Origin of the sequence: Streptococcus sp. 27098_8_76, from assembly GCF_041432315.1 — a bacterium.
Lineage (GTDB): Bacteria > Bacillota > Bacilli > Lactobacillales > Streptococcaceae > Streptococcus.
This window is the reverse complement of sequence record NZ_JAPVZI010000007.1, coordinates 25,017-50,388: the sequence shown is the minus strand read 5'-3', so window position 1 is coordinate 50,388 and position 25,372 is coordinate 25,017. Positions and strand designations below refer to the sequence as shown.

The following is a 25,372-nucleotide window of genomic DNA, read 5'->3' as shown; positions in this document are numbered from 1 at the left end:
TCTCCTTTTGTTCTTTCTTTTTTGAGTTATATGTGATAACCCTTACAATTTGGTATTATATCATCTTCTAGGATTTTTTTCAAGCATTTTATGGGATTTATTCGATTTCCTTTCAGATAACTTGCTGAAAATCTTCCATATCGAATAACAAAACACAGGATATAGTTTTTCAAAAAACAACTCATAGGACAATTATCACTATTTTACAAATAAAACACTACATATTGTGTTTTGTAAAGTCATGTGCAAAAACAGACCACTATATTTAGTTTTAAATCATTGACAAAAATTTATTTTCTGATATACTAGGATAGTATTAAATTTTAAAGAGGAGTTACACAATGGTAACCGTTTATTCTAAAAACAACTGTGTCCAATGTAAGATGACCAAGCGTTTCTTGGACAGTAATAATGTCGCTTATCGTGAAATCAACCTTGATGAGCAACCTGAGTACATCGATCAAGTTAAAGAGCTCGGTTTCAGCGCAGCTCCTGTTATCCAAACACCAACTGAAGTCTTTTCAGGTTTCCAACCAGGAAAACTGAAACAATTAGCATAATCTTAGTACATCATCCAGAAGAAACTGCTTCTAGGGCTAACTTAGAGGCCTTTCTTTTGTAATTAGATAAGGGAAATTTTATGGGATTAAAACATCTTGAAGACGTGACTTACTTCCGTCTCAATAACGAAATCAACCGTCCTGTCAATGGACAAATCATGCTTCATAAAGATAAAGAAGCCTTGGATGCCTTCTTTAAAGAAAATGTAGTTCCAAACACTATGGCTTTTGATTCAATCAAAGATAAAATCAACTATCTCATTGAACACAACTACATCGAAACAGCCTTTATCAAGAAATACCGTCCAGAATTTTTGGAAGAATTGTCACAATTTATCAAAGACCAAAACTTCCAATTCAAGTCTTTCATGGCAGCTTATAAGTTTTATAATCAATATGCTTTAAAGACTAACGACGGTGAATACTATCTTGAAAGTATGGAAGACCGTGTCTTCTTTAACGCCCTTTATTTCGCTGATGGGAATGAATCTGTTGCAATCGATATTGCTAATGAAATCATCCACCAACGCTACCAACCGGCTACTCCTTCCTTCTTGAATGCTGGTCGTGCTCGTCGTGGGGAGTTGGTATCTTGCTTCCTGATCCAAGTAACGGATGATATGAACTCTATCGGACGTTCTATCAACTCTGCCCTTCAACTTTCACGTATCGGTGGTGGTGTGGGAATTACCCTCAGCAACCTTCGTGAAGCTGGAGCACCTATCAAGGGTTATGAAGGAGCAGCTTCTGGGGTCGTTCCTGTTATGAAGCTTTTCGAAGATAGCTTCTCTTACTCCAACCAATTGGGTCAACGTCAAGGTGCTGGGGTTGTTTACCTCAATGTCTTTCACCCTGATATCATTGCCTTCCTTTCAACTAAGAAAGAAAACGCCGATGAAAAAGTTCGTGTAAAGACCCTTTCACTTGGTGTGGTGGTACCTGATAAATTCTACGAATTAGCACGTAAAAATGAAGAAATGTACCTCTTCAGCCCGTACTCTGTAGAGCTTGAATACGGTGTGCCATTTAACTACATCGATATCACTGAAAAATACGATGAATTGGTCGCAAATCCAAATATCCGCAAGACAAAAATCAAGGCGCGTGATTTGGAAACTGAAATCTCTAAATTGCAACAAGAATCTGGCTACCCTTATGTCGTCAACATTGATACGGCTAACCGTGCAAATCCTGTTGATGGAAAGATTATCATGAGTAACTTGTGTTCTGAAATTCTTCAAGTCCAAGAACCAAGCTTGATCAACGATGCTCAAGAATTCCTTCAAATGGGAACAGATGTTTCATGTAACCTTGGTTCAACCAACGTGGTTAACATGATGACTTCACCTGACTTTGGTCGCTCAATCCGTGCTATGGTTCGTGCCCTTACTTTCGTTACAGATAGTTCACATATCGTAGCTGTTCCTACCATCGACCACGGAAATAGCCAAGCTCATACCTTTGGTCTTGGTGCCATGGGACTTCATAGCTACCTTGCCCAACAACTGATTGAGTATGGGTCGCCCGAGTCGGTTGAGTTTACAAGCATCTACTTTATGCTTATGAACTACTGGACTTTAGTTGAGTCAAACAATATTGCTCGTGAACGTGGTATCACCTTCCACAACTTTGAAAAATCAGACTATGCTAACGGAAGCTACTTCGACAAGTATGTGACTGGCGAATTTGTTCCAAAATCAGACCGTGTTAAAGAACTCTTCAAAGATGTCTTTATCCCAAGCGCTGCTGACTGGGCTGAACTTCGCGATAAGATTCAAGCAGATGGACTTTACCACCAAAACCGTCTTGCTGTAGCGCCAAATGGTTCTATCAGCTATATCAATGACGTTTCTGCTTCTATCCACCCGATTACGCAACGTATCGAAGAACGTCAAGAAAAGAAAATCGGTAAAATCTACTACCCTGCAGCTGGCTTGTCAACAGAAACCATTCCTTACTACACTTCTGCCTACGACATGGATATGCGTAAGGTGATTGATGTATACGCTGCTGCGACTGAGCACGTGGACCAAGGACTTTCACTTACTCTCTTTATGCGTAGTGACATTCCAAAAGGTCTTTACGAATGGAAGAAAGAAAACAAACAAACGACACGTGACTTATCAATCCTTCGTAACTATGCCTTTAACAAGGGTATCAAGTCTATCTACTACGTCCGTACCTTTACAGATGATGGTGGAGAAGTCGGTGCCAACCAATGTGAAAGCTGTGTGATTTAATCTTTGCTTGAGAAAACTCCTTTTTCTCAGATTAGTGATTCATTCACCCTGCTAAACTAGACTGGAATAAGCATCTATACTATGAAATAACAAAAAGTCGGGCTTCCGACTTTTTGTGCGATACTCCTCTAGAATTATGATAAAATAGAAATGATCGTGAGTTCGCAATACTAAACACAGAAAGAGATTTCAAATGGAAACTTACTACAAAGCCATTAACTGGAATGCCATCGAAGATGTCATCGACAAATCAACTTGGGAAAAACTGACGGAGCAATTCTGGCTTGATACACGTATTCCCTTGTCAAATGACTTGGATGACTGGAGAAAGCTATCAAATGTAGAAAAAGACTTGGTAGGAAAAGTCTTTGGTGGTTTAACCCTTCTCGACACCATGCAATCTGAAACTGGGGTTCAAGCCCTTCGCGCAGACATCCGTACTCCCCATGAAGAAGCTGTTTTCAATAACATCCAATTTATGGAATCTGTCCACGCAAAATCTTATTCATCAATCTTTTCTACCTTGAATACAAAGGCTGAGATTGAAGAAATTTTCGAATGGACCAATACCAATCCTTACCTACAAAAGAAGGCTGAGATCGTCAACGAAATCTACCTAAACGGTAGCCCACTTGAAAAGAAAGTAGCCAGCGTCTTCCTTGAAACATTCCTCTTCTACTCTGGTTTCTTCACACCGCTCTACTACCTTGGTAATAACAAACTTGCCAACGTTGCGGAAATCATCAAATTAATTATTCGTGACGAGTCTGTTCACGGAACTTACATCGGTTACAAATTCCAACTTGGTTTCAATGAATTGCCTGAAGAAGAGCAAGAAAAACTCAAAGATTGGATGTACGACCTGCTCTACACTCTTTACGAGAATGAAGAAGGCTACACAGAAAGCCTCTATGACGGTGTTGGTTGGACGGAAGAAGTTAAAACCTTCCTTCGCTACAATGCTAACAAGGCACTCATGAACCTGGGACAAGATCCACTCTTCCCAGACTCAGCGGATGATGTCAACCCAATCGTTATGAACGGTATTTCAACAGGAACTTCCAACCACGACTTCTTCTCTCAAGTCGGAAATGGTTACCTTCTTGGCGAAGTTGAAGCCATGCAAGACGATGATTACAACTACGGTTTGGACTAATATCATCTATTTTATATGTGATAACAAATATCATGGCTTGTTTAAAACAACCATGATATTTTTGTTTTTGTTTTCTTTTGTTTTTTAAATTGATTGATTGAACACTTTATGATAAAATAGTAATAGAAATAGAGGTGATAACGATGTTAAAGCAGGAAAAACTAGATAATATTCTAGAAACGGTAAATACAAAGGGAACTATTACTGTAAAAGAAATCATGACTCGCTTGGATGTGTCAGATATGACTGCTAGACGCTACTTGCAAGAGTTAGCTGACAAGGATTTACTTGTTCGAGTGCACGGAGGAGCTGAGAAAATTCGCACAGGTTCTATTTTAAATAATGAACGTTCCAATATTGAAAAACAAAGCTTACAAATTGCAGAAAAACAAGAAATCAGCCGTTTTGCAGGCCATTTAATCGATGAAGGGGAAACCATTTTTATCGGCCCAGGAACAACATTGGAATCTTTTGCCCGTGAACTTCCAATTGATAATATTCGTGTTGTAACAAACAGTTTACCAGTCTTTCTCATCCTAAACGAACGAAAACTAACAGATTTGATTTTAATTGGTGGAAACTATCGCTCTATTACTGGAGCATTTGTAGGAACACTAACCTTGCAAAACTTAGCCAATCTCCAATTTTCTAAAGCCTTCGTTAGCTGTAATGGTATTAAAGACAATGCGATTGCGACCTTTAGCGAAGAGGAAGGTGAATCTCAACGCATCGCCCTCAATAATTCCAATAAAAAATACTTACTAGCTGACAATAGTAAGTTCAATAAATTTGATTTTTATACCTTCTACAATATCTCTGATATTGATACCATCGTTTCAGACTCTAAACTGAGCAAAGAAACGTTTGAACAACTTTCGAAACAAACAAAAATTATTCTTTCTAAACCATAAAAGGATCCCCACCGATTGGTGGGGATTTTTATCTACAGTTTAATCTATAATCTGACTTTCCGCTACTTTCTTGTACCAATGAGCTGATTTCTTCGGATAACGTTCTTGAGTTTCAAAGTCTACATAGAAGAGACCGTAACGTTTTTCATAACCGTTTGACCATGAGAAGACATCCATTAATGACCAAATGAAGTAACCTTTTACATTAGCTCCATCTGCAATCGCATCTGACAAGACCTCCAAGTGTTGTTTTACATAATCAATACGACCATCATCGTAAACAGTGTTATCAACGAACTCATCTTTATATCCAAGACCATTTTCAGTGATGTAGATTTTCTTGTAGTTAGGATAATCTTTCTTCACACGCATGATTTGATCATACAAACCTTGAGGGTAGATAATCCAATCCCAGTCCGTACGTGGTACATAATCAGGTGCTACGCGACGACCAATACCTTTGATTTGGTATTTAGAGCTTCCCTTCTCACCTTTACCGTTATGGATGATTTCTGTTTCACAATCGCAAGCTTCCATCCAGTCACTCATATAATAGTTAATACCAAGGAAATCGTTCAAATCTTTTGCTGCTTCTAATACTTCGAAATCTTCTTCACGAAGATCCAAGCTACCACCATTGACTGATAAGATATGGTTGACACCTTCCATCGTTTCATCTGAATAGTGTCCAAGATAAGTTGCATCCAAGATAAATTTATTATGAATGATATCTTCCAACTCAGCAGCGCGAACATCTGCTGGATTTTTAGGATCCAAAGGATACTTGCTTGGCAGGGCATGAACAACACCAATTTCACCTTTATAGCCTTTCTCTTTATATAATTTTACCGCACGCGCATGAGACACCATCATATTATGGTGTGATTGAAAGACTTTGGCAAGGTCGTACTGGATACCTGGAGGGAATTTACCAACTAAATATTGACCATCACCAATCGGCCCAATTTCATTAAAGGTCGTCCAATAGTTTACTTCTGGAAATTCTTCAAAACAGAAGGCAGCGTAGTCTACAAAGTGTTCAATATTTTCACGGTTTAAGAAGTCCCCATTTGAGTGGAGAGCTTCTGGCGTGTCAAAGTGATGAAGAGTTACAAAAGGCTCAACATGACGTTTGTGACACTCTGCAAATAAATTATGATAAAACTCGACACCTTTCTGATTTACTTGACCGTAACCGGTTGGGAAAATACGTGACCAAGCAATAGAAATTCGAATACCATTAACACCATACTCTTCTGCTAGCTTGAGGTCAACTGGGTATCGATTGTAAAAATCACTGGCTGGTTCTGCAGTGTACCAGTAGTTATCTTCGAGATATTTATCCCACGCTACTGGTCCTTTACCATCAGTATGTGTAGCACCTTCTGCTTGATAGGCAGCTGTTGCGCCACCGAAAATAAAGTCTTTTGGAAGTGTTTTTGTCATTTTTTTCACCTATTTCTTGATTTAAAATAAAGTAAAAGTGAGAGGAGAGGAGTCAGTGAGCCATCCTTCTCCATCTCACTTCTTGTACCAAGTCACCGAATTGTGACATGAGGAGGTAAAAACGATATCTTTTTACCGACGAATTAACAAGGCGATTAGGAAATTCGCTATAGCGATTTCCGTAACGATAGGAGACTTTTCAGAGTCCCTATCGTTAATCGAATTGCGCTTGTACAAATGCTAGAGCACCTTTTCCATCACGAGTTAATTTGATGTATTGAGCGCCTTCTGTCTTGGCAAGTTTAATACCGAGTTTATCTGTTTCTGCTTTCATATCTTCAAAGTTTGAAGCAACTTGAGGGGCAAGGATAACAAGATCAAACTCTGGCAACATTTCACGGTGAGCACCATAGCCACCTGCTGCTGCTTTCACAGGAACATTGTATTCTGCAGCTGCCTTGTTCAAAGCATTTGCAAGGAGACCACTTGTACCTCCACCAGCACAGAGAACGAGGACATTTGTTTCTTCAGTGATTTTATTTTGTGCTGCTTCTACACCCGCTTTTTCAAGAATAGCATCCGCTTTTGCAGTGTTGAAGTTTGCAGCAACTTTGTCTTTCAATTCATCATTAGATTTACCTGAACGCTCTTCTTCAAGAATTTGTTCATCATAGACCTTAAGGAATGGATAGTAAATGACAACGTCAACCACAATTAGAAGGGCAGCAAGAGCGAATGATAAGAACTGGAAGTTTGTTCCAAGGACAATCCCCAAAGGTCCAGGAGTAACCCATGGAAGGTTGGCAGTAAATGAGTTCATGCCAAGTGTTTCGATAAAGAACTTAAAGATCCATACGTTTGCAATTGGAGCAAAGATAAATGGAATGAAGAAGATTGGGTTCAAAACAAGCGGTGCACCAAACAAGATTGGTTCATTTACACCAAAGAAAGTTGGAACTACTGAAGCACGTCCGATTGCACGGTTACGTTTTGATTTTGTTAACCACATGAACATGAATGGAACAACCAGTGTCGCACCAGTACCACCCATGGTAACGATAAACATTTGTGTACCAGAAGTAAGAATCTTGTCAGCGTGCATACCTTGTTGGAGAAGGTTCAAGTTGACTTCGGCATTGGCATAGGTAATAGCTGCGATAGCTGGTTCAACGATAGATGGACCATGGATACCAACAAACCAGAAGAAGGCAAAGGCACCAAAGATAATGGTAATACCTAGGTAACCATCAGCTGCAGAGAATAATGGAGCAAAGAATTTACCGATTGATTCAGCTACGCTTGCACCAACAAAATGACGAGCTAGTAAATCAAGAGCATAAAGAGAAACCACTGATAGAGTGAATGGAATCACATCTTTAAATACTTGTGAGATATTTGGTGGAACTTCGTCAGGCATGCGAATAGTGACATTGTTCTTAACACAAACCTTATAGATTGCTACAGTCACAAAGGCTGCTAGGAAGGCTGAAAGCAAACCTTTTGTTCCTAGGAATCCTGTTGCAAAGCCACCTTCAATTGGATCAGCTGCCAACATCAATAATCCAACAATAGCAGCTAATAGAGTTGACATATAGTTGATTTGGTTGGTTTTTTCCATGCTACGGTTAACAGAGTCTGTTAATGATTTAGCAGTCGTACCAGCTAGCAAAAGTGCGAGAATACCCATTGAATAGCTATAAGGTTTCATCAATAGAGCCACTACTTCATCAGACCATTGGAAGCCCCATGAGTTTGGTACAAAGGCGATTAAGATAAAGATACTTGAGAAGAGAATAACAGGCATACCTGCAATGAAACCATCACGAATAGCACGAAGATAGATATTACGAGATAATTTCTCAAAGAAAGGTTTTCCTTTCTCAATAAATGCAATTAGTTTGTTCATTATTTAACTCCTCTCTTATAAAGTTCGATTAAGTGGTGCATCAAATCTTTTAACAAGATGGTTGTCATCAAGTGGTCTTGGCCATGCATCATGGTTACACTATAAGCTAAGTCCTCACCTGAAGCTTCCTTAGTTAATAGACTTGTTTGCGCGTGGTGAGCCTCTGCAATACAGCTACCAGCTTCCTCTACCAGATCGTCCGCTTTTTCAAAATCACCAGCTTCAGCAGCCTTCAAGGCTTCCAATAGTTTTGAACGAGCGTCGCCAGCATAGGCTACGATTTCAAAACCTAACAATGTTACTTCTTCTCTATTCATGATAGAATTCTCCTTATGTATTTTTAATTACATTTTTATGACAATAAACGTTGGATATGTAGAACTAGATAAACTCGTTCACTTTTATACAAATCAAGACCCGTATGTTGCGTAATCACATCATAGATCTTGGAACCAATCTCGAAGGCTTTTGGATAGGATAGTTTAATATGTTCTTCCATATCCAGAAGTGATTGGTTATCATCTCTAGATCTGTCTAAATAATCCAAGAAATAATTCAAATGAATCATAAAACGATCATAGAAATGGTTATTCTCTTTAGTTCGTTGAATTGCATAGTCCGTTAAAACTTCTTCAACATTCCTGAGAATTTCTTTCCTCTTATCAATCGACTCAACCACTTGGACTTCATTCTCGCCCTCAGCATTGATGAAATGATAAGCAATCCGAATAATTTCGTCCTCAGGAAAATGATCTGCTAGCTTCTGACGGTAAATTTCAAATGCTTCATTTGCGATTTGAAAAGCGACAGGATACTTAGTGGAAATATCTGGCAGATTACTATCCTTGTATCTTCCTTGTGATAGCGCTTGGTAAGAACAGTAAATATGATCTGTCAAGGTTACGTAGAGATACTCTTGAATCGGATAATGATATTTCTTTGATAGCTTATCAATGATTTCATAAGTCACTGTGATAAAATCAAGCGGAACATCTTTGAGGAGAGCCATAAAGTTTTCTCTCGACTCTTCGGTCTTCATCCGAAAGATTTTCTCAACCTGATGTTCAGCAATCAAATCCCCTTTCTTCTTTCCAAATGCAATCCCCTTACCAATCACAATCACTTCTTCTCCTTTATCATTTCTGACAAGCGAGACATTGTGATTCATTGGATTTAGAATTCGATACATGTCAACCTCCTTTTATATCTTAAAGGTATATTAGTACAAAAAATGACCACAAATGAACTAGAAAATCAGCCGATTTCTAATTCACCTGTGATCATGCCTAATATTACTTAGTAACACTCACCTTGTATTAACTTGTGATTTAAGTATAGCACAAGTAAGTTGTTTTGTAAACCTTTACATAAAGCTTTTTTTAAAATTTTTTTAGATTCACGTTCCTAACCTAGGAGGACTTGCTTACACGCGTTCTTTCCATGAAGTCGCTGTTGTTTGAAGAACTTTGTTGAGTTCATCAATATTTTCAAATCCAGTTGTGCGAAGCCATTCGCGAGCTGCTTCTTCACCATCTTTGATGTAAGCTTCAACTGATCCAGCCCATGTAGCACGTCCACAAAGAACTCCGTTAAAGTTTGCACCTGATTCATGAGCAAATACAAGAGTATCTTGGAAGAGTTTAGCTGATACACCAGCACTCAAGTAGATGTATGGCAAGTTAGTTGCTTCATCTTGTGCTTTGAAGAAGGCTGCTGCTTCTTCACGTGTATAAACCACTTCACCTTCAGCGAAGCCTTCAACATATTTAATGTTAACAGGAACTTCAACTTTCAAGACATCAATGTTAAAGCGTGGGTCTGAGAAGACTTTCATAGCACCGATAACTTTGTGTGGTTTTACTTTAGCGTATTCTACAGAACCTGCATCAGCAATTTTTTCATCGTAAGCAAGAATTTCAAGGAAGAATGGGATATCTTCAGCCACACATTCAGAACCGATACGTTCGATGTAAGCTTGTTTTTCTTGGTTGAGTTCGTCTGAGCTATCTACATCATAGTAAAGCAAGAATTTAACTGCATCTGCACCTTCTTCTTTAATACGTTTTGCAGACCAAACATCCAAGCAGTCTGGCAAACGTTTTGTACTTGTTGTGTCATAACCTGTTTTTTCATAAGCAAGGAGAAGACCAGCTTTTTCATCAAGAGCTTTAGTTGCTGGAAGTCCATACTCAGGGTCAAGAAGCATAGATGAAGCGTATTTAGTCAATTCATCTGCTACCAAGACTTTGAGTTCTTCCATTTGAGCCACTGTTGGTTCTTCTGTTTGGTGTTGAGCCATAAGGCGTTTCAAAGCACCACGTTGGTCAAATGCAAGAGCTGAGATGATACCATTTTCATCAGAAAGTTTTTCTAAGCGTGCACGTTTTTGTTCTGTTAAAGCCATTTTATACCTCTTTTACTATTAATTGATCATATAGAGCTTGATAGTTGGCCATGTTGACATGACCAGTCATTTTTTCTTGAGCATTGAGCATACCAAGGACATTAGCCTTGATGAGTAATTCTGCATCCGATTCTTTATGAAGTAGTCCTGAAGAAATCCCTGCCACAGTAGAGTCTCCAGATCCAACAGGATTGACTACCTGAATTCTAGGAATATCTACCTTGTAGAAAGTGTCGCCATGTTTGGCAAAGGCACCGTTGGCACCAAGTGAAACGATAATCCATTCAATCCCTGCAAACAAAGGTTCTTGGAGAACTTCTTTTAATTCATCCAAATCCTCGGAAACTTCTCTACTTAGAAGTTGAGACAATTCCTCATTATTTGGTTTGATGACTGTTGGTTTATGTGGTGATTCAAGAACTGCCTGAAGTGCTGCACCTGAACAATCCAAAACAACAGGTTTGCCAGCTTGATTAGCAAGTTCTACCAAGCTCGCATAGTAATCAACTGGAAGGCCAGCTGGCAGACTACCTGAGATAGCTACTACTTCAACTGAGTCCAGAAGATTTTTGAAATGTTCCAAAAATTCTTGACCTTCCTGTTCCAATACTACAGGACCTTTTTCAAGAACTTCTGTTTGGTTGTCTCCATGGAGAATAGCGATACAGTTACGAGTTTCTCCCTGAATTGAGAAGAAATCTTTCTTTACTTGATCATCGATATTTTCAACCAAAAACTCACCAAGTTTGCCACCCACTAAACCAGTAGCAAGAACAGAATCCCCAAATTCTGAAAGTACTCGGGTAACATTGAGTCCCTTACCACCAGCCGTTTTGGTTACATCCACCACACGATTGACAGTATCAATCTTTAACTCATCCAAGGGATAGGAAATATCAATGGATGGGTTCATTGTGACTGTTAAAATCATAGGTCACCTCTTAGTCGTGGTATTCTCCGCGATCCCATTTTTCAAGGAATTCAGTGAAGAAGTTTGCGTCTGTTTGTCGATCATTGTGACTTTCAACGTGTTCAATTTTCGCAATCAATTTTTTGTTTTCTTCAGATGGTTTATATTCAGCATGAATGAAAGCTTCGATGATATCACACATGAGCAATTCACCAGTAATTTTACCACCAAAACCGATAACGTTGGCGTTCAATTGTTCTTTAGCATAAAGGGCTGTTGTCATATCACGAACCAAGGCAGAACGAACACCAGGAACTTTATTTACAGCGTTGTTGATACCAACACCAGTACCACAGATACATACCCCAAGATCAGCTTGACCACTAGTTACAGCTTCCCCTACTTTTTTACCAAAGATTGGGTAGTGAGTACGTGTATGGTCATATGTACCAAAGTCAATGACTTCATATCCTTTTGATTTCAAAAATTCTGAAACCGCCATTTTTTCATCTGTTACGATGTGGTCACATCCAATTGCAATTCTCATTTTTAACTTACCTTTCTTACTGTAATCTAATTAGCACATTTTGTTCAACATGTCAACACGAATTTGGTGACGTCCACCATCGTATTTACCGTTAACAAATCCTTTAGCAATGTTTTTAGCCAATTCATCACCGACAAGTTGTGCACCCATAGTGATCATACGTGAGTTGTTGTGTCCACGAGTCATATAAGCTGAACGTTCGTCAGATACTTCTGCAGCAACCATTCCTTTGATTTTAGTTGCAACCATAAATGGACCAGCACCATATGCATCAATCACGATACCAAGGTTTTGTTCTTCTTTGTTCACTTCTGCAGCAACAGCAAGAGTCACATCAACAAAATCTTGACCTTCGGCTGTAACATCCACAACGTGGAAGTTTTCTTTTTCCAAGAAGTCTTTCACAACTTCTTTCAATCTCAAACCTGCAGCATCTGCACCGATAACAATAGACATATTGTATACTCCTTTTATTTTTCTAGGCTAGTAAAGACTTTTATGGTTATTAGTTTACCTACAAAAAGCTTTCTAGCAGTTTATTGACAAATTGGATTGAATGAGATGAATGACACCTTATTCAAGTTTAGGAAACCAGTTTCCTAGAAATAATCTCTCTTTCAAAGAGAATATAACAAGTGATTATTTGTTTGTGACAAACATCATTTGTTGCTTACAAACATAATATACTCCTATTTTCTGAAAAAGTCAACAGTTAATGTTTGTTTTTGTGTTTTTTAACTAAAAAATTTCGATATCAAAACCAATTTGATCCACTTGTCCTGGCTCTAAGAGACGAACATTCTTCTTATCTTCTAAATGATCTCCTTCTTCAAGAGATGTTGACAAGCCAGACCATGGTTCAAAGGCAATGAAAGGTCCCTTGTTCAAAGTTGACCAGATGATGAGGTTTGGAAACTCTGCAAAGTGCACTTTCAACCCTTTATCATGTTTACGAGAACGAAGGGCAATTGTCCTAGATTGTAATTCATCTAAGGTAACTGCATCTGTGCTAAACAAATCATAGCTGAGGTCTACTTCTTTTTGATATTCTAGCCATGGACTTCTATCTTGGAAATCCAACATACCTGTTTCTGGGAAAGGACGTGGAACAGAGCAAGTCTCTGCTTTCTCAAACTCTAAATAGTAATCTTCATAGACTTCATCATCCAGTAAGGGACAATTAAAGCCTGGATGTCCACCAATAAAGTAAGGCAGGACCTTGCTAGTTTCTTTATTGAAAATCTTGTATTGAGTCCGTATTGTCTTGCCAGTAAGGATATAAGTGATTTCTAGGCGTAAATGATAAGGGTAGTTCTGATAGCTATTCTCATCGTCTTCAATTGCAAAAGTTACACTATTGTCTGTCTGTTCAACTAATTCAAATTCTTTCTTTCGAACCAAACCATGACGAGGAATCTTTCCTTTGCTTTCTTGCCCGTTCTCATCTATATAAAGTGCTGTATCCTCTCTCAATGAACCACAAATGGGAAAGAGAACAGGAGCTTGTCCACTCCAATAAGTAGCATCCCCTTGCCACAAATACTCAAGTCCCTCGGCATCTTTTATAGAAGAAAGAGCCCCACCAAAACTGTTAAATTGAACTCTTAATTGTTCTGATTTTAATTCAATTACCATTATTTTCTCCGATTTCTTGATAGTTTATAAAAAACTAGGCTGTCACTCCTAATGGTATGACAACCTAGTTTCAACAATTTACACTCTGCGAAAATCCAATTCAAACTTCGTCAGCGTCGCCTTGCCGTAGATATGGTCACTGACTTCGTCAGTCTTATCTACAATCTCAAAACTATATTTTGAGCAACCTGCGACTCGCTTTCTAGTTTGCTCTTTGATTTTCATTGAGTTTACATTTTATAGGAGCGCATTATTTTGCTTTCGCTGCGTACTCTTCGTTACGTTTGATCATTTGTTTTCTGTACCAAGCAAAGATACCGATATAGAATACAAGGAAGACTACAGCACCAAGGATTGCTTTGATATCACCAGTTGTAGTGTTACCAATTGTCCAACCAAGAAGTTTTTCGATTGGTCCTTCAAGAGTTGAGTGAGTAATCAATTGAGTTTCGCTCACACCTGCTGGGAAGGCACCTACACCTTTAGCAAGTTCTGTTGCAAATGGTGCGATAAGTGTACCTGAAAGAAGGAAGAGTGGCAACAAGAGTGTTCCGAAGATAATCATACGGAGCAATTTACCACGTGTTACAACCAAGAGAGCTGGAGTAACACCCATTGCGATGATACCTGCAAGTGGCAAGATACCATTTCCGACTTTTGAAAGAAGTACAGCTTCAATCAACATAATTGGTGCAAGTACGTTAGCACAAGCCCAGATTTCAGCACGACCAGCGATGAATGGCCAGTCAAGACCGATGTTGAATTTACGTCCTTGAAGACGTTTAGTAGCAACGTTTGTAATACCTTGTGAAAGTGGTTCTACGGCAGCGATGAACCATGAACCGATAAGTGAGAAGAGTTCCAAAGATACACCGGCAGTCAAACCAAGAGACAACCATCCTCTGATAACAAGACGCCATTTATCTGCATCTGCAACACCTGCAATTGGATGTGGAGTTCCCATAATACCGATAACAATACCAAGAATGAAACCGATAAAGAATTTCGATCCCCAGAAACCGATTTTCTTGTTCAATTTTGCAGCGTCAAAGTCATATTTATCAAGACCTGGGAAGAATTTTTCAAAAATCTTATCCAAAACCATGATAACTGGGTTCATCATGTAGTTCATGTGAGTTGATGTCATTGGTGATGAACTTGGAGCGTTAAGAAGGTCATCAAATGTAGGTTTCATCAAGTCAGAGTTGATAATTTTCAACACACCGACAAGGACGATAGCTGCTGTAGCAATCAAGAGTGAAACCCCTTGGCTCACACCATTGTTGTCAGCATACCATTTAATCAAAAGACCTGTGATAGACAAGTGCCAGATATCGAAGATATCAACGTCAAGTGTATCTGTTTTCTTCATGGCTAGCATCACTATGTTGACAATCAACATGATGAGCAAGAAGTATAGTGTCCAAGCAGATCCCCAAGTGATTGTTGCAAGTGGTGCCCAACCAACGTCAGTAATACTCAATTGGATACCTGTGTTTTCAACGAATTTTGCAAGTGATGCTGAGAAAGCACCATTTAGCATACCGATGATGGCACCGATACCTGTAAGAGCGATGGCAAGTTTGATACCACCTTCAAGCGCTTTGGAGAATTTCACTCCAAAAAGTAGAGCCAATATTGTCAAAATGATCAACATGATGACAGGACCACCCATATCTAAGACGGGTGTGAAAACCTCTTTGATTAGGTCAAAGATTGCATCCATAACAGTTCCTCCCTTTTTTATGTTATATGAATGTTAACAAATTAAAATTAGCTTAACCCGTGTTCTTTGATAGCTGCTTCAATATTGTCAAATACTGGAGCACTCATTGCTGGGATACGGAATAAGATTGGTCCTGCTTCGATAACTGGAATACCTGGGTCAAAACCAAGGTCTGTAGCAGCAATTGGTGTAAAGATGTCATAACCTTTTATAAGATCTTCGTTAACGTCTTTGACCATGACTGCATCACAGTGAACATCAAAACCGCGGTTTGAAAGTTCTTCTTCAAGAGCACTTTTAATTTGGTGGCTTGAGTTAACACCTGCACCGCAGGCGGCAAGAATTTTAATCATATGGATTTCCTCCGATTTAATATTTTTAATAGACAAGATTAAGCAATTGCTTCAGCAATATAAGCGTAGAGAGCTTCTGGTTCAGAAATTTTTGATAGGTCTTCAAGATGACCATTTCCAGTAAAGAAGTCCATCAACTGAGCAAGAATGTTTGTTTGACTTGAACTTGAGTTATTAATGATAAAGAAGAGTAAAGATACTTCTACTTCCTTATCTGGCGCAATCATGTTGTGGAAAGTCACTGGTTTATCTAATCGAACGACCACAACTTTTTCGGCTAGATTATGAACAATATCTGTATGAGGAATAGCCACATTCGGCAAATCCTTACCCAAAAATTCCATATCTAAGCCAGTTGGAAATGACTTTTCACGCGTGATCAAGGCTTCACGATAGGTTGGAGTTACGATTTCTCGTTCTTCCAATAAAGTTGCAACCTGATCAAAGAGATGTTCTTGATTATCCGCTTCTAAGCAAAACACAAGGTTTTTGTCAAAGAAATGATCTAATCCCATAAGGTTTTCCCTTCTTTCCATTAACTTTATGCTATAAGTATAACACTATATGAAACCGTTGTCAACGATTTTCTGTTGTTTTTTGTCTCTTTTTTTATATTTTTGTTGTTTTTATGGTTTGTTGTAAAAAAACAAACACATAAACAAACATTTCAAACATTTTTTCTGTTCTAGAAATTAAAAAAGCAGACCATTTAAGCCTGCTTTACGATTGATTCTTATATAAATTTCCTATGAAGAAGGAAATGAAATTAAACAACTTATTCTTCATCCATGCTCAAGACGCTAAGAAAGGCTTCTTGTGGAACTTCTACTGATCCGATAGCTTTCATACGTTTCTTACCAGCTTTTTGTTTTTCAAGGAGTTTACGTTTACGAGAAACGTCACCACCGTAACACTTGGCAAGTACGTTCTTACGAAGGGCTTTGATATCAGTACGAGCCACAATCTTGTGTCCAATTGCTGCTTGGATTGGAACTTCAAATTGTTGACGAGGGATGATTTTCTTAAGTTTATCAACGATGAGTTTTCCACGTTCGTAGGCAAAATCCTTGTGAACGATAAAGCTGAGAGCATCCACCTTGTCTCCATTGAGAAGGATATCCATTTTCACCAGCTTAGATGGGCGATACTCTGACAATTCGTAGTCAAAGCTTGCATAACCACGTGTTGAAGACTTGAGTTTATCAAAGAAGTCGAAGACGATTTCAGCCAGTGGAATTTGATAGATAACATTGACACGATTATCATCAATATAGTCCATAGTCACAAAGTCCCCTCGCTTGCGCTGAGCTAGCTCCATCACTGCTCCTACGAACTCCTGTGGTACCATGATTTGCGCCTTAACATAAGGCTCTTCAATGGTCGCAATCTTGGTAGGATCTGGGAACTCAGATGGGTTAGACACATCCATAGACTCACCGTCTGTCAAATTGACCTTGTAAATAACAGACGGAGCTGTCATGATGAGGTCAATGTTGAACTCGCGTTCCAAACGTTCTTGGATAACATCCATATGGAGAAGTCCAAGGAAACCACAACGGAAACCAAATCCAAGTGCCTGAGATGTTTCTGGTTCAAACTGAAGACTAGCATCATTCAGTTGCAATTTTTCAAGGGCTTCACGCAGGTCATTGTACTTGTTTGACTCAATTGGATAGAGACCCGCAAAGACCATAGGATTCATCTGCTTGTAGCCATGTAATGGCTCTGCCGCAGGATTGGTTGCCAAGGTAACGGTATCACCCACACGCGTATCCTGAACCGTCTTAATAGAAGCCGCAATATAACCAACGTCACCAGTCGCAAGGAAATCACGACCAACTGCCTTAGGAGTAAAAATTCCAACCTCAGTCACATCAAAAGTCTTGCCATTGCTCATAAGCTGAATCTTATCGCCAGGTTTAACCACCCCATCCATGACACGCACTTGGAGGATAACCCCACGGTAGGCATCGTAAACAGAGTCGAAAATCAAGGCCTTCAGTGGTGCCGTCACATCACCTGTTGGCGCTGGCACTTTTTCTACGATTTGCTCAAGGATTTCTTCAATACCAATACCAGCCTTGGCAGAAGCCAAAACTGCTTCACTGGCATCCAAACCAATGACATCTTCAATCTCTGTACGCACGCGCTCAGGATCTGCAGCTGGTAGGTCAATTTTGTTAATGACTGGCATGATTTCCAAATCATTGTCCAAGGCCAGATAAACATTGGCAAGGGTTTGAGCCTCAATCCCTTGGGCAGCATCGACTACCAAAATCGCTCCCTCACAGGCAGCTAGTGAACGTGAAACTTCATAGGTAAAGTCTACGTGTCCTGGTGTGTCAATCAAGTGGAAAATATAAGTTTCCCCATCTTTTGCAGTATAATTCAGCTCAATGGCATTGAGCTTAATGGTAATCCCACGTTCTCGCTCTAGATCCATGCTATCCAAAAGCTGGGCCTGCATTTCACGACTGGATACTGTCTCTGTCTTTTCCAAAATGCGGTCTGCTAGAGTCGATTTCCCATGGTCAATATGGGCGATAATAGAGAAGTTACGGATCTTCTCCTGTCGTTTTTTCAATTCTTCTAAGTTCATGATTCTCTTCCTTTCAGGGTATCTATTTATTATAAATTGTTTTTGATATTTTGACAAGACCATACCCTGCTAGGAGTACTAATCTTCAGCGACAAAGCCGTCATTTTCGATAAAGTGGTGTTCTGTCATTCCTTGGTCAGTAAAGACAATTCCATGAAGGACACCACCATAGACAGCTCCTCCATCCATCCCAATCTTACCATCTTCCGTCATCCAAAGCTCAGCTGTACCACGCTCTTGCTGTAACAAGCCATAAACTGGTGTGTGACCAAAGACAATGGTTTTCCCGGTATGATTGGCAGCTTCGTGGAATGGTTTTCTAAGCCAGACTTTTTTATAATCTGTGGTTTCATGCCAGTCGTCCAAGGTCAAATCAATACCTGCGTGAACAAAGATATACTTATCTGTTTCTACCACAAATGGCATTTGACGAATAAATTCGACTAAATCTGCTGCTTCAGTAGCCACCCGCTTGGCATCCTCCACTCCATCAACTGGTGCATCCAAGGGACGACCTAGGATAGAGTTAATGGTTGTATCTCCACCATTGCGACGATAGTGATCATAGCTTTCTTCTGGGTCATCGAGCCAAGTCAGAAACATATACTCGTGGTTTCCAGATAAACAGATAGCCCCTTGATTGTCCACTAAGTCCTTGACCATTTCTAGAACACGGCGACTATCCTCACCACGGTCAATCAAATCCCCTAGAAAGAGCAACTGGGTCTGACCATCCCAGGTTTTGAGAAGGGCTTCCAGCATCCCAGCTTTTCCGTGAACATCTCCAATTACATAATAGTCTGTCATCTTATTTCTCCCTGTTTCTCAACAATTCTCTGGCTTGCGTCAGGGCAGCTTCTGTCACATCATCACCTGCTAACATCTTAGCAACTTCTTCCACGCGCTCTTCAACAGTCAAGAGACGAACAGTCGAAACTGTTGAATGGTCATTGCTAATCTTCTCAATAAAGAATTGATAATCCGCAATCGCAATAACTTGTGGTAAATGGGAAATAGCCAGAACCTGACCATGCTGGCCAATCTTGTGAATCTTCTGTGCAATAGCCTGAGCTACACGACCTGAAACTCCTGTATCCACCTCATCAAAGACTATGCTGGTCTTGCCTTCTTTACGAGAAAAGGCAGACTTAATGGCTAGCATGAGACGAGATAATTCACCTCCAGACGCAACCTTAACCAAGGGTTTAAAGTCTTCACCAGGATTAGTTGAAATGTAAAACTCAACCATTTCATTTCCCTCACGACTGAATTTGCCCTTGCTAAAACGAACCTGAAACTGGGCTTTTTCCATATAGAGGTCCTGCAGTTCTTGTTTAATCTCAGCTTCAAGCTGCTGAGCTAAATCATGACGAGCAGAGGCAAGCTGACCTGCCAAATCAACAAGATTGACTTCCAGTTTCTTGAGCTCTGCTTCCATGTCCTCAGACGAAAGATTATTACCTGTCAAGAGATTGTATTCTTCCGTAATCTTGGCAAAATAAAGCAAGACATCGTCTACAGTCCCACCATACTTACGGGTAATGGTATGAAGGAGATCCAAACGATTCTCAACCTGCATAAGACGATTGCCGTCAAAATCAAGGTTCTCAATGATTGCTTCCAAACGTTTGCTTATATCTTCTAAGACATAGTAGGTCTCAGACAGAGAGCTTGAAATTTCACGGTATTCAGGGTCATACTCTTCGACACTTTCCATATCATTCATGGCCGAACGAACATTGGCCAGACTTGAAAAATCTTCATTGTCCAACATGCTATAGGCATTGGTCAACGTATCCGCAATATTTTTATGGTTGAGGAGTTTATCTCGCTCTTGGTTAAGAGCCAAGTCTTCCCCTGCTTGCAAGTTTGCTGCCTCAATCTCTGCCATTTGAAATTCCAACATCTCGATACGTGTCTTGTGTTCCTGCTGGTTTTTCTTGACTTCCAGAACCTGCTTGCGCATTTTTCGATAGGCATCAAAACTCGTTTGATAGGTTTCTTTCAAGTCCCAAAAAGCCACATCGCCAAATTCATCCAACATTTGAATATGAAGTTGGGGCCGCATTAACTCTTCTTGGTCATGTTGACCGTGAATATCAACCAGATGTTGCCCAATAGCACGCAAAACAGACAGATTGACCATCTGGCCATTTACACGGCTGATACTTCGACCATTTTGCAGAATTTCCCGACGGATGATAATCTCATCACCCAATTCCAAACCTTGCTCATCAAAAATTTCCTGCAAAAGTCGACTATTTTCAACTGAGAAAAGTCCCTCAATCTCTGCTTTTGGTGAACCATGACGAATAACATCTGTCGTCGCACGAGCTCCCAACATCATATTCATAGCATCAATGATAATTGACTTCCCTGCACCTGTTTCACCAGTCAGGACAGTCATTCCCTTTTCAAAATTGAGGGAAATAGCCTCAATAATGGCAAAGTTTTTTATCGAAATTTCAAGTAACATATAGACCTACCAATTTTTTACTTGTTCAAAGATTTCCTCAGCTAGACTTTCACTTCTGGCAATGACTAAAATCGAGCTATCATCAGCTAAACAGCTAAAAATCTTGTCCGCAAAAGTCTCGGTTAACTGAGCTTTTACAAAAGCTGTATTTCCAGGGATAACTTGGAGATTGATCATCTTGTCCATCAATTCTGCCGATTCGATATTGTCTTCAGCTAGTTGCAAACTTTTTACGATTGATTTTGGCAATTCATAGACATAGGTGTTATCTCTCAAAGGAATTTTGACAATCCCCAGTTCTTTGATATCTCGTGATACCGTTGCCTGAGTGGCACTGATACCTGCCTCTTTCAAGTGTTCTACAATTTCTTCTTGTGTACCGATTTGATAATCTGTCACAAATCGTCTAATTTTTTCAAGTCTCTCTTTTTTATTCATTTTTAAATTGACTATGCGCCCTCTCTACTACTTCTTCAATTTCAGCAAGAACCTGATTACTTGCTGACTCTTCTTTTTTCAAATACGCTAAAAATTCAATATTACCATGACCACCTTGGATGGGAGAAAAGTCCAAACCAAGAACTGAAAATCCTTCCTCTACTGCCATAGCTGTGACAGATTCAAGGACATTCTGATGGACCTTGGCATCGCGAATAATTCCATTTTTCCCAATCTGCTCACGGCCTGCCTCAAACTGCGGCTTAACCAAAGCCACAACCTGACCTTGATCAGATAACACACGGTGTAAGGCCGGTAAAATAAGGCTGAGGGAAATGAAACTCACGTCAATGCTGGCAAAGCTCGGTTCCTGCTCGAAATCAGTCTTTTCAGCATAGCGGAAATTGAACTGCTCCATGCTGACTACTCGTGGGTCTTGACGTAATTTCCAAGCTAACTGATTGGTACCAACATCAACTGCAAAGACCAACTCAGCACCATTCTGCAACATGACATCAGTAAATCCTCCAGTAGAAGCACCGATATCAATCGTTGTTGCCCCTTCCACTGACAAATCAAAGACCTGCAAGGCCTTTTCCAATTTCAAGCCACCACGGCTGACATACTTGAGTTTTTCACCCTTGAGTTTCAGCTCGGTGTCATCTGGAATTTTCTCTCCTGGCTTGTCAAACCGTTCTCCATTAAGGACTGCTACGACTAGGCCAGCCATGACACCGCGCTTGGCCTGCTCTCGCGTTTCAAACAAGCCCTGTTTATAAGCTAGTACATCCACTCTTTCCTTAGCCATTGATTCTCAAACTTTCTACTACTTTTACAATCGATTCTGTTTCAAAGGGAATCTGCTGGGCAATTTCTTCTAATTTGGCATTAGCTTGATCCAAGGTTTGGTTACAAAAGGCAATAGCCTCTTCCAAGCCCAATAAGGCTGGGTAGGTTGACTTTTCAGCCTGTAGGTCCTTTTGAGGTGTCTTGCCAATTTCCTCAAAACTAGCTGTCACATCTAGCACATCATCTCTAACTTGAAAAGCAAGCCCAATCAATTCACCTACAGTTTTCAGTTTTGCCTGCACCTCAGGTGCCAATTCGGCTATAATAGCAGCTGCTTGGAAGGGATAAGCTAATAGTTTTCCAGTCTTATTAGCATGAATGGTCTGGAGTTCTTCCAAAGACAAATGCTGGTGTTCGCCTTCCATATCTAAAACTTGCCCTGCAACCATTCCCAGACTACCTGAAGCAAAGGATAAGTTAGCAATCAAGTCCACCTTGATTTGACTTGGTAAATCTGCCTGCGCTATCATGACATAGGGATCTAGGAATAAAGCATCTCCTGCCAAAATTGCCATTGCTTCTCCAAATTTCTTATGATTGGTCAATCGTCCCCGACGGTAATCATCATTATCCATAGCTGGAAGATCATCGTGAATCAAGCTCCCTGTATGAATCATTTCCAAGGCCGCAGCAACCTGTGCGTGAGCCGGTTTAATAGCCACCTGCAAGGCTTCCAGAACTTCTAACAGAAGAAAAGGACGAATACGCTTTCCACCAGCATGAATAGAATAGAGAACAGACTCTCGCAAACTAGAGGCAAACTGCTGGTCTCCATAAAAATCTTCCAAGGCCAACTCGACAAGAGCTAATTTTTCTTGCTTCTTCATTCAAAATCACTTTCTGTTCCGTCTTCTTGCATAACCTTGACCAAGGTCTTTTCAGCCTTGTCCAGCGTCGCTTGGAGCTCTTTTGACAAGACCATACCCTTTTGAAAAGCCGCAATCGCATCTTCCAGAGCAATTTCACCATTTTCCAAACTTTGGACAATTGTCTCCAGTTCTGCTAGATTTTCCTCAAATTTCTTTTGTTTTGACATCTTTAACCTCTAATTCTACTTGACCATCTCGCATCAAAAGCGTCACTTGGTCTTTTTTCTTCAAACTCTCAACCGAATCTACAACGGACTCTTCTTTCTTGACAATAGCATAACCACGCGCCACGATTCGACTGGTATCCAACATTAACAAGGCTTCCGAAAGTCGCTTCACTTCAGCAACCTTGGCATCATAAATCAGCGCCATTTGGCTACGTAGGAGCTTGTCCAACTGAGCAAGCCGGTCCTGATAGCGTTGGATTTTGGTAATAGGTGATAATTGGACCAGTTGATGCGTCCTTGCTTGTACTAGTTGGTTGCTATCAAAAATCCGTGTTCGCAAACTTTGTTTTAAGCGCAGCTGCAGTTGATCCAAGCGTTGCAAATAGCCATCATACAAACGCTCTGGCTGTCTAAAGATAACAGACTGACTGCATTTTTTCAAAGCTTCTTGTTTCTTCGATAGGACATTTCGGACTGCTGTTGCCATCCGTTTTTCTTGATTTTGCAAATGAGCTAATAAATCCAACTTGGTCACAGGTGTTGCTAGTTCAGCAGCCGCTGTTGGCGTTGCAGCTCGTCGATCTGCCACAAAATCTGCCAAGGTCACATCCGTCTCATGTCCCACACTAGAAATAACTGGTAAACGAGATTCAAAAATGGCTCGTACCACAATTTCTTCGTTAAAGGCCCAGAGATCCTCTATGGAACCTCCACCACGACCAATAATGAGCAAGTCCAAATCGTCCCGTTGATTAGCACGCGCAATATTCCGTGCTATTTCCTCTGCTGCTCCATCTCCTTGAACCTTGGTCGGATAGAGAAGGATATCAACACCTGAAAATCGCCTGCTGACGGTCGTGATAATATCTCGAATAACGGCTCCACTGCGACTGGTCACTACACCAATTCTCTTAGAAAATTGGGGCAGAGCTTGCTTGAAGCGTTCTTGAAACAGGCCTTCTTCTGTCAATTTTTTCTTGAGTTGTTCAAACTGAATCGCAAGCGCCCCAACCCCATCAGGCTCTGCCTTTTCAATGATGATGGAGTAGCTACCACTTGGTTCATAGACTTGCACACGCCCAATCACATTGATCTTCATCCCTTCTTCCAGGTCGAAGCCTAATTTCTGATAAATCCCAGACCAGATAGTCGCTTGAATAACTGCATGGTCATCTTTTAGGGAGAAATATTGGTGAGTAGGTCGTTTACGAAAGTTGGAAACTTGACCAGTTAAATAGACCCGTTCCAAATAAGGGTCTTTATCGAATTTCATTTTCAGATACTTGGTCAAAGTTGTTACCGATAAATACTTTTCCATCTCCACCTACTACTCATTTTCTTGCTCTTTCATGGGTATTATTATACCAAAAATATGCCTAAAAATCTCCATTTATGTACCATGATGAGAGAAAAATAGAAAAAGGAGGCAAGGCCTCCACATCTGATTATTTGCTATTTCGAGCTTCTTCCAAAATCTTTTCTATCTTGGTCGTCAACAGGTCGATAGCAACTGTATTGCTGACTCCCTCAGGAATGACGATATCAGCATAACGTTTGGTTGGCTCGATAAACTGGTGGTACATTGGTTTAACCACACCTAAATACTGGTCAATAACGCTATCAAGGCTACGGCCACGCTCTTCCATATCGCGCTTGATACGACGAATAATGCGCACATCATCATCCGTATCCACAAAAATCTTGATATCCATCAAATCGCGTAGGCGCTTGTCCTCCAAGACCAAAATCCCCTCAACGATAAAGACATCTTGAGGCTCCTGACGATAGGTCTTGCTGCTTCGTGTATGCTCTGTATAGTCATAAGTCGGGATGTCCACCGGACGCCCTGCCAACAATTCCTTAATCTGCTCGATCATCAAGTCTGTATCAAAGGCAAAAGGATGGTCGTAATTGGTTTTGACACGCTCTTCAAAGGTCAAGTGAGACTGATCCTTGTAGTATGAATCATGCTCAATCATGGAAATCTTTTCATCAGGAAAGTGCGATAAAATGGCTCTTGAAACACTGGTCTTACCACCACCAGAACCACCTGTCACTCCGATAATGATTGGTCTATTTTGCATGCTATCCTCCGTTTTTTTATCCGTCGTCTATTCTATCACATTTTTTGCAAAATTTATAGTCTGATTTGGATAGTCAAGGGGAAGAATTCCATCCCC

The 25,372-nt window shown here is 40.2% G+C and carries 26 protein-coding genes; 4 read left to right on the top strand and 22 right to left on the bottom strand.

The window, feature by feature from the left end; genetic code table 11:
* Window positions 1-341 precede the first annotated feature (341 nt).
* The 4 genes from nrdH (at window position 342) to O3636_RS06270 (ending at window position 4,867) form a co-directional block, all read left to right on the top strand.
* Window positions 342-560, top strand: a complete 219-nt coding sequence (gene nrdH, locus O3636_RS06285; protein WP_000259240.1) for a glutaredoxin-like protein NrdH — start codon at window positions 342-344, stop codon at window positions 558-560.
* An 80-nt stretch (window positions 561-640) separates the two neighbouring features.
* Window positions 641-2,800, top strand: coding sequence for a class 1b ribonucleoside-diphosphate reductase subunit alpha (nrdE, locus tag O3636_RS06280; protein WP_371642242.1), 2,160 nt, complete (start codon window positions 641-643; stop codon window positions 2,798-2,800).
* A gap of 193 nt (window positions 2,801-2,993) precedes the next feature.
* Entirely contained in the window at window positions 2,994-3,956 is a 963-nt protein-coding gene (nrdF, locus tag O3636_RS06275; protein ID WP_000451385.1) for a class 1b ribonucleoside-diphosphate reductase subunit beta, read from the top strand.
* 143 nt (window positions 3,957-4,099) lie between these two features.
* Window positions 4,100-4,867, top strand: coding sequence for a DeoR/GlpR family DNA-binding transcription regulator (locus O3636_RS06270; protein ID WP_000917573.1), 768 nt, complete (start codon window positions 4,100-4,102; stop codon window positions 4,865-4,867).
* Between the two features lie 39 nt (window positions 4,868-4,906).
* On the opposite strand, the gene lacG is transcribed toward O3636_RS06270, so the two are convergent.
* The 22 genes from lacG to udk all read right to left on the bottom strand — a co-directional run bounded on the left by lacG (window position 4,907) and on the right by udk (window position 25,276).
* Window positions 4,907-6,313, bottom strand: coding sequence for a 6-phospho-beta-galactosidase (lacG, locus tag O3636_RS06265; RefSeq protein WP_261202697.1), 1,407 nt, complete (start codon window positions 6,311-6,313; stop codon window positions 4,907-4,909).
* Window positions 6,314-6,527: 214 nt separating this feature from the next.
* Window positions 6,528-8,219: a lactose-specific PTS transporter subunit EIIC gene (locus tag O3636_RS06260; protein ID WP_261020878.1), complete on the bottom strand. Its 1,692-nt coding sequence runs from the start codon at window positions 8,217-8,219 to the stop codon at window positions 6,528-6,530.
* A complete protein-coding gene (locus O3636_RS06255) occupies window positions 8,219-8,536 on the bottom strand; it encodes a PTS lactose/cellobiose transporter subunit IIA (protein WP_069288786.1) in 318 nt (105 codons plus the stop codon). Before O3636_RS06255 ends, O3636_RS06260 begins: the two co-directional genes overlap by 1 nt.
* Before the next feature lie 35 nt (window positions 8,537-8,571).
* Complete coding sequence (locus O3636_RS06250; protein WP_261012393.1) at window positions 8,572-9,408, bottom strand: transcription antiterminator; 837 nt, start codon at window positions 9,406-9,408, stop codon at window positions 8,572-8,574.
* A 234-nt stretch (window positions 9,409-9,642) separates the two neighbouring features.
* A complete protein-coding gene (gene lacD / locus O3636_RS06245; RefSeq protein WP_001229115.1) occupies window positions 9,643-10,623 on the bottom strand; it encodes a tagatose-bisphosphate aldolase in 981 nt (326 codons plus the stop codon).
* Between the two features lies 1 nt (window position 10,624).
* Window positions 10,625-11,554 (bottom strand): tagatose-6-phosphate kinase, encoded by a 930-nt coding sequence (locus O3636_RS06240; protein WP_261012395.1) that lies wholly within the window; start codon window positions 11,552-11,554, stop codon window positions 10,625-10,627.
* Window positions 11,555-11,564: 10 nt separating this feature from the next.
* On the bottom strand, window positions 11,565-12,080 hold the full coding sequence (gene lacB, locus O3636_RS06235) for a galactose-6-phosphate isomerase subunit LacB (protein ID WP_001216914.1): 516 nt from the start codon (window positions 12,078-12,080) through the stop codon (window positions 11,565-11,567).
* A gap of 30 nt (window positions 12,081-12,110) precedes the next feature.
* Entirely contained in the window at window positions 12,111-12,536 is a 426-nt protein-coding gene (lacA, locus tag O3636_RS06230) for a galactose-6-phosphate isomerase subunit LacA (RefSeq protein WP_000029277.1), read from the bottom strand.
* Window positions 12,537-12,818: 282 nt separating this feature from the next.
* Window positions 12,819-13,715 (bottom strand): aldose 1-epimerase family protein, encoded by an 897-nt coding sequence (locus O3636_RS06225; protein WP_371642238.1) that lies wholly within the window; start codon window positions 13,713-13,715, stop codon window positions 12,819-12,821.
* A 78-nt stretch (window positions 13,716-13,793) separates the two neighbouring features.
* Complete coding sequence (locus tag O3636_RS06220) at window positions 13,794-13,940, bottom strand: hypothetical protein (RefSeq protein WP_261055673.1); 147 nt, start codon at window positions 13,938-13,940, stop codon at window positions 13,794-13,796.
* Window positions 13,941-13,965: 25 nt separating this feature from the next.
* Entirely contained in the window at window positions 13,966-15,441 is a 1,476-nt protein-coding gene (locus O3636_RS06215; RefSeq protein WP_371642236.1) for a PTS transporter subunit IIC, read from the bottom strand.
* A 47-nt stretch (window positions 15,442-15,488) separates the two neighbouring features.
* Entirely contained in the window at window positions 15,489-15,794 is a 306-nt protein-coding gene (locus tag O3636_RS06210; RefSeq protein WP_000590547.1) for a PTS sugar transporter subunit IIB, read from the bottom strand.
* A gap of 38 nt (window positions 15,795-15,832) precedes the next feature.
* Window positions 15,833-16,309 carry a PTS sugar transporter subunit IIA gene (locus tag O3636_RS06205; protein ID WP_000521972.1) on the bottom strand — a complete coding sequence of 159 codons (477 nt, stop codon included), beginning with the start codon at window positions 16,307-16,309 and terminating at the stop codon, window positions 15,833-15,835.
* Window positions 16,310-16,569: 260 nt separating this feature from the next.
* Complete coding sequence (gene lepA / locus O3636_RS06200; RefSeq protein ID WP_001047207.1) at window positions 16,570-18,393, bottom strand: translation elongation factor 4; 1,824 nt, start codon at window positions 18,391-18,393, stop codon at window positions 16,570-16,572.
* A 78-nt stretch (window positions 18,394-18,471) separates the two neighbouring features.
* Window positions 18,472-19,200, bottom strand: a complete 729-nt coding sequence (locus O3636_RS06195) for a serine/threonine protein phosphatase (RefSeq protein WP_261025791.1) — start codon at window positions 19,198-19,200, stop codon at window positions 18,472-18,474.
* 1 nt (window position 19,201) lies between these two features.
* Window positions 19,202-20,869 carry a DNA repair protein RecN gene (recN, locus tag O3636_RS06190; RefSeq protein WP_371642233.1) on the bottom strand — a complete coding sequence of 556 codons (1,668 nt, stop codon included), beginning with the start codon at window positions 20,867-20,869 and terminating at the stop codon, window positions 19,202-19,204.
* Window positions 20,870-20,875: 6 nt separating this feature from the next.
* Window positions 20,876-21,307, bottom strand: a complete 432-nt coding sequence (locus O3636_RS06185) for an arginine repressor (RefSeq protein ID WP_001034395.1) — start codon at window positions 21,305-21,307, stop codon at window positions 20,876-20,878.
* Window positions 21,300-22,115: a TlyA family rRNA (cytidine-2'-O)-methyltransferase gene (locus tag O3636_RS06180; protein ID WP_001041084.1), complete on the bottom strand. Its 816-nt coding sequence runs from the start codon at window positions 22,113-22,115 to the stop codon at window positions 21,300-21,302. Before O3636_RS06180 ends, O3636_RS06185 begins: the two co-directional genes overlap by 8 nt.
* Window positions 22,108-22,983 carry a polyprenyl synthetase family protein gene (locus tag O3636_RS06175; RefSeq protein ID WP_371642231.1) on the bottom strand — a complete coding sequence of 292 codons (876 nt, stop codon included), beginning with the start codon at window positions 22,981-22,983 and terminating at the stop codon, window positions 22,108-22,110. Before O3636_RS06175 ends, O3636_RS06180 begins: the two co-directional genes overlap by 8 nt.
* Window positions 22,980-23,192 carry an exodeoxyribonuclease VII small subunit gene (locus O3636_RS06170; protein WP_000043226.1) on the bottom strand — a complete coding sequence of 71 codons (213 nt, stop codon included), beginning with the start codon at window positions 23,190-23,192 and terminating at the stop codon, window positions 22,980-22,982. Before O3636_RS06170 ends, O3636_RS06175 begins: the two co-directional genes overlap by 4 nt.
* Window positions 23,170-24,510 (bottom strand): exodeoxyribonuclease VII large subunit, encoded by a 1,341-nt coding sequence (gene xseA, locus O3636_RS06165; protein ID WP_371642229.1) that lies wholly within the window; start codon window positions 24,508-24,510, stop codon window positions 23,170-23,172. The genes O3636_RS06170 and xseA overlap by 23 nt, the downstream gene beginning before the upstream one ends.
* A gap of 127 nt (window positions 24,511-24,637) precedes the next feature.
* The gene (gene udk / locus O3636_RS06160) at window positions 24,638-25,276 is read right to left on the bottom strand and encodes a uridine kinase (RefSeq protein ID WP_001181377.1); all 639 of its coding nucleotides are present in this window, start codon (window positions 25,274-25,276) and stop codon (window positions 24,638-24,640) included.
* Between the last annotated feature and the right edge of the window lie 96 nt (window positions 25,277-25,372).

What these genes read in the sequence shown, in the direction of transcription:
- O3636_RS06215 (WP_371642236.1), bottom strand. Translation starts at nt 15,441, where the DNA reads ATGGATGCAATCTTTGACCTAATCAAAGAGGTTTTCACACCCGTCTTA.
- lacG (WP_261202697.1), bottom strand. Translation starts at nt 6,313, where the DNA reads ATGACAAAAACACTTCCAAAAGACTTTATTTTCGGTGGCGCAACAGCT.
- O3636_RS06250 (WP_261012393.1), bottom strand. Translation starts at nt 9,408, where the DNA reads ATGTATCGAATTCTAAATCCAATGAATCACAATGTCTCGCTTGTCAGA.
- O3636_RS06205 (WP_000521972.1), bottom strand. Translation starts at nt 16,309, where the DNA reads ATGGGATTAGATCATTTCTTTGACAAAAACCTTGTGTTTTGCTTAGAA.
- lacD (WP_001229115.1), bottom strand. Translation starts at nt 10,623, where the DNA reads ATGGCTTTAACAGAACAAAAACGTGCACGCTTAGAAAAACTTTCTGAT.
- lacB (WP_001216914.1), bottom strand. Translation starts at nt 12,080, where the DNA reads ATGAGAATTGCAATTGGATGTGACCACATCGTAACAGATGAAAAAATG.
- lacA (WP_000029277.1), bottom strand. Translation starts at nt 12,536, where the DNA reads ATGTCTATTGTTATCGGTGCAGATGCTGCAGGTTTGAGATTGAAAGAA.
- O3636_RS06270 (WP_000917573.1), top strand. Translation starts at nt 4,100, where the DNA reads ATGTTAAAGCAGGAAAAACTAGATAATATTCTAGAAACGGTAAATACA.
- O3636_RS06180 (WP_001041084.1), bottom strand. Translation starts at nt 22,115, where the DNA reads ATGGCTAAGGAAAGAGTGGATGTACTAGCTTATAAACAGGGCTTGTTT.
- O3636_RS06195 (WP_261025791.1), bottom strand. Translation starts at nt 19,200, where the DNA reads ATGACAGACTATTATGTAATTGGAGATGTTCACGGAAAAGCTGGGATG.
- O3636_RS06240 (WP_261012395.1), bottom strand. Translation starts at nt 11,554, where the DNA reads ATGATTTTAACAGTCACAATGAACCCATCCATTGATATTTCCTATCCC.
- O3636_RS06220 (WP_261055673.1), bottom strand. Translation starts at nt 13,940, where the DNA reads ATGAAAATCAAAGAGCAAACTAGAAAGCGAGTCGCAGGTTGCTCAAAA.
- xseA (WP_371642229.1), bottom strand. Translation starts at nt 24,510, where the DNA reads ATGGAAAAGTATTTATCGGTAACAACTTTGACCAAGTATCTGAAAATG.
- nrdF (WP_000451385.1), top strand. Translation starts at nt 2,994, where the DNA reads ATGGAAACTTACTACAAAGCCATTAACTGGAATGCCATCGAAGATGTC.
- nrdH (WP_000259240.1), top strand. Translation starts at nt 342, where the DNA reads ATGGTAACCGTTTATTCTAAAAACAACTGTGTCCAATGTAAGATGACC.
- udk (WP_001181377.1), bottom strand. Translation starts at nt 25,276, where the DNA reads ATGCAAAATAGACCAATCATTATCGGAGTGACAGGTGGTTCTGGTGGT.
- O3636_RS06175 (WP_371642231.1), bottom strand. Translation starts at nt 22,983, where the DNA reads ATGAAGAAGCAAGAAAAATTAGCTCTTGTCGAGTTGGCCTTGGAAGAT.
- O3636_RS06225 (WP_371642238.1), bottom strand. Translation starts at nt 13,715, where the DNA reads ATGGTAATTGAATTAAAATCAGAACAATTAAGAGTTCAATTTAACAGT.
- O3636_RS06260 (WP_261020878.1), bottom strand. Translation starts at nt 8,219, where the DNA reads ATGAACAAACTAATTGCATTTATTGAGAAAGGAAAACCTTTCTTTGAG.
- nrdE (WP_371642242.1), top strand. Translation starts at nt 641, where the DNA reads ATGGGATTAAAACATCTTGAAGACGTGACTTACTTCCGTCTCAATAAC.
- O3636_RS06255 (WP_069288786.1), bottom strand. Translation starts at nt 8,536, where the DNA reads ATGAATAGAGAAGAAGTAACATTGTTAGGTTTTGAAATCGTAGCCTAT.
- lepA (WP_001047207.1), bottom strand. Translation starts at nt 18,393, where the DNA reads ATGAACTTAGAAGAATTGAAAAAACGACAGGAGAAGATCCGTAACTTC.
- O3636_RS06170 (WP_000043226.1), bottom strand. Translation starts at nt 23,192, where the DNA reads ATGTCAAAACAAAAGAAATTTGAGGAAAATCTAGCAGAACTGGAGACA.
- O3636_RS06185 (WP_001034395.1), bottom strand. Translation starts at nt 21,307, where the DNA reads ATGAATAAAAAAGAGAGACTTGAAAAAATTAGACGATTTGTGACAGAT.
- recN (WP_371642233.1), bottom strand. Translation starts at nt 20,869, where the DNA reads ATGTTACTTGAAATTTCGATAAAAAACTTTGCCATTATTGAGGCTATT.
- O3636_RS06210 (WP_000590547.1), bottom strand. Translation starts at nt 15,794, where the DNA reads ATGATTAAAATTCTTGCCGCCTGCGGTGCAGGTGTTAACTCAAGCCAC.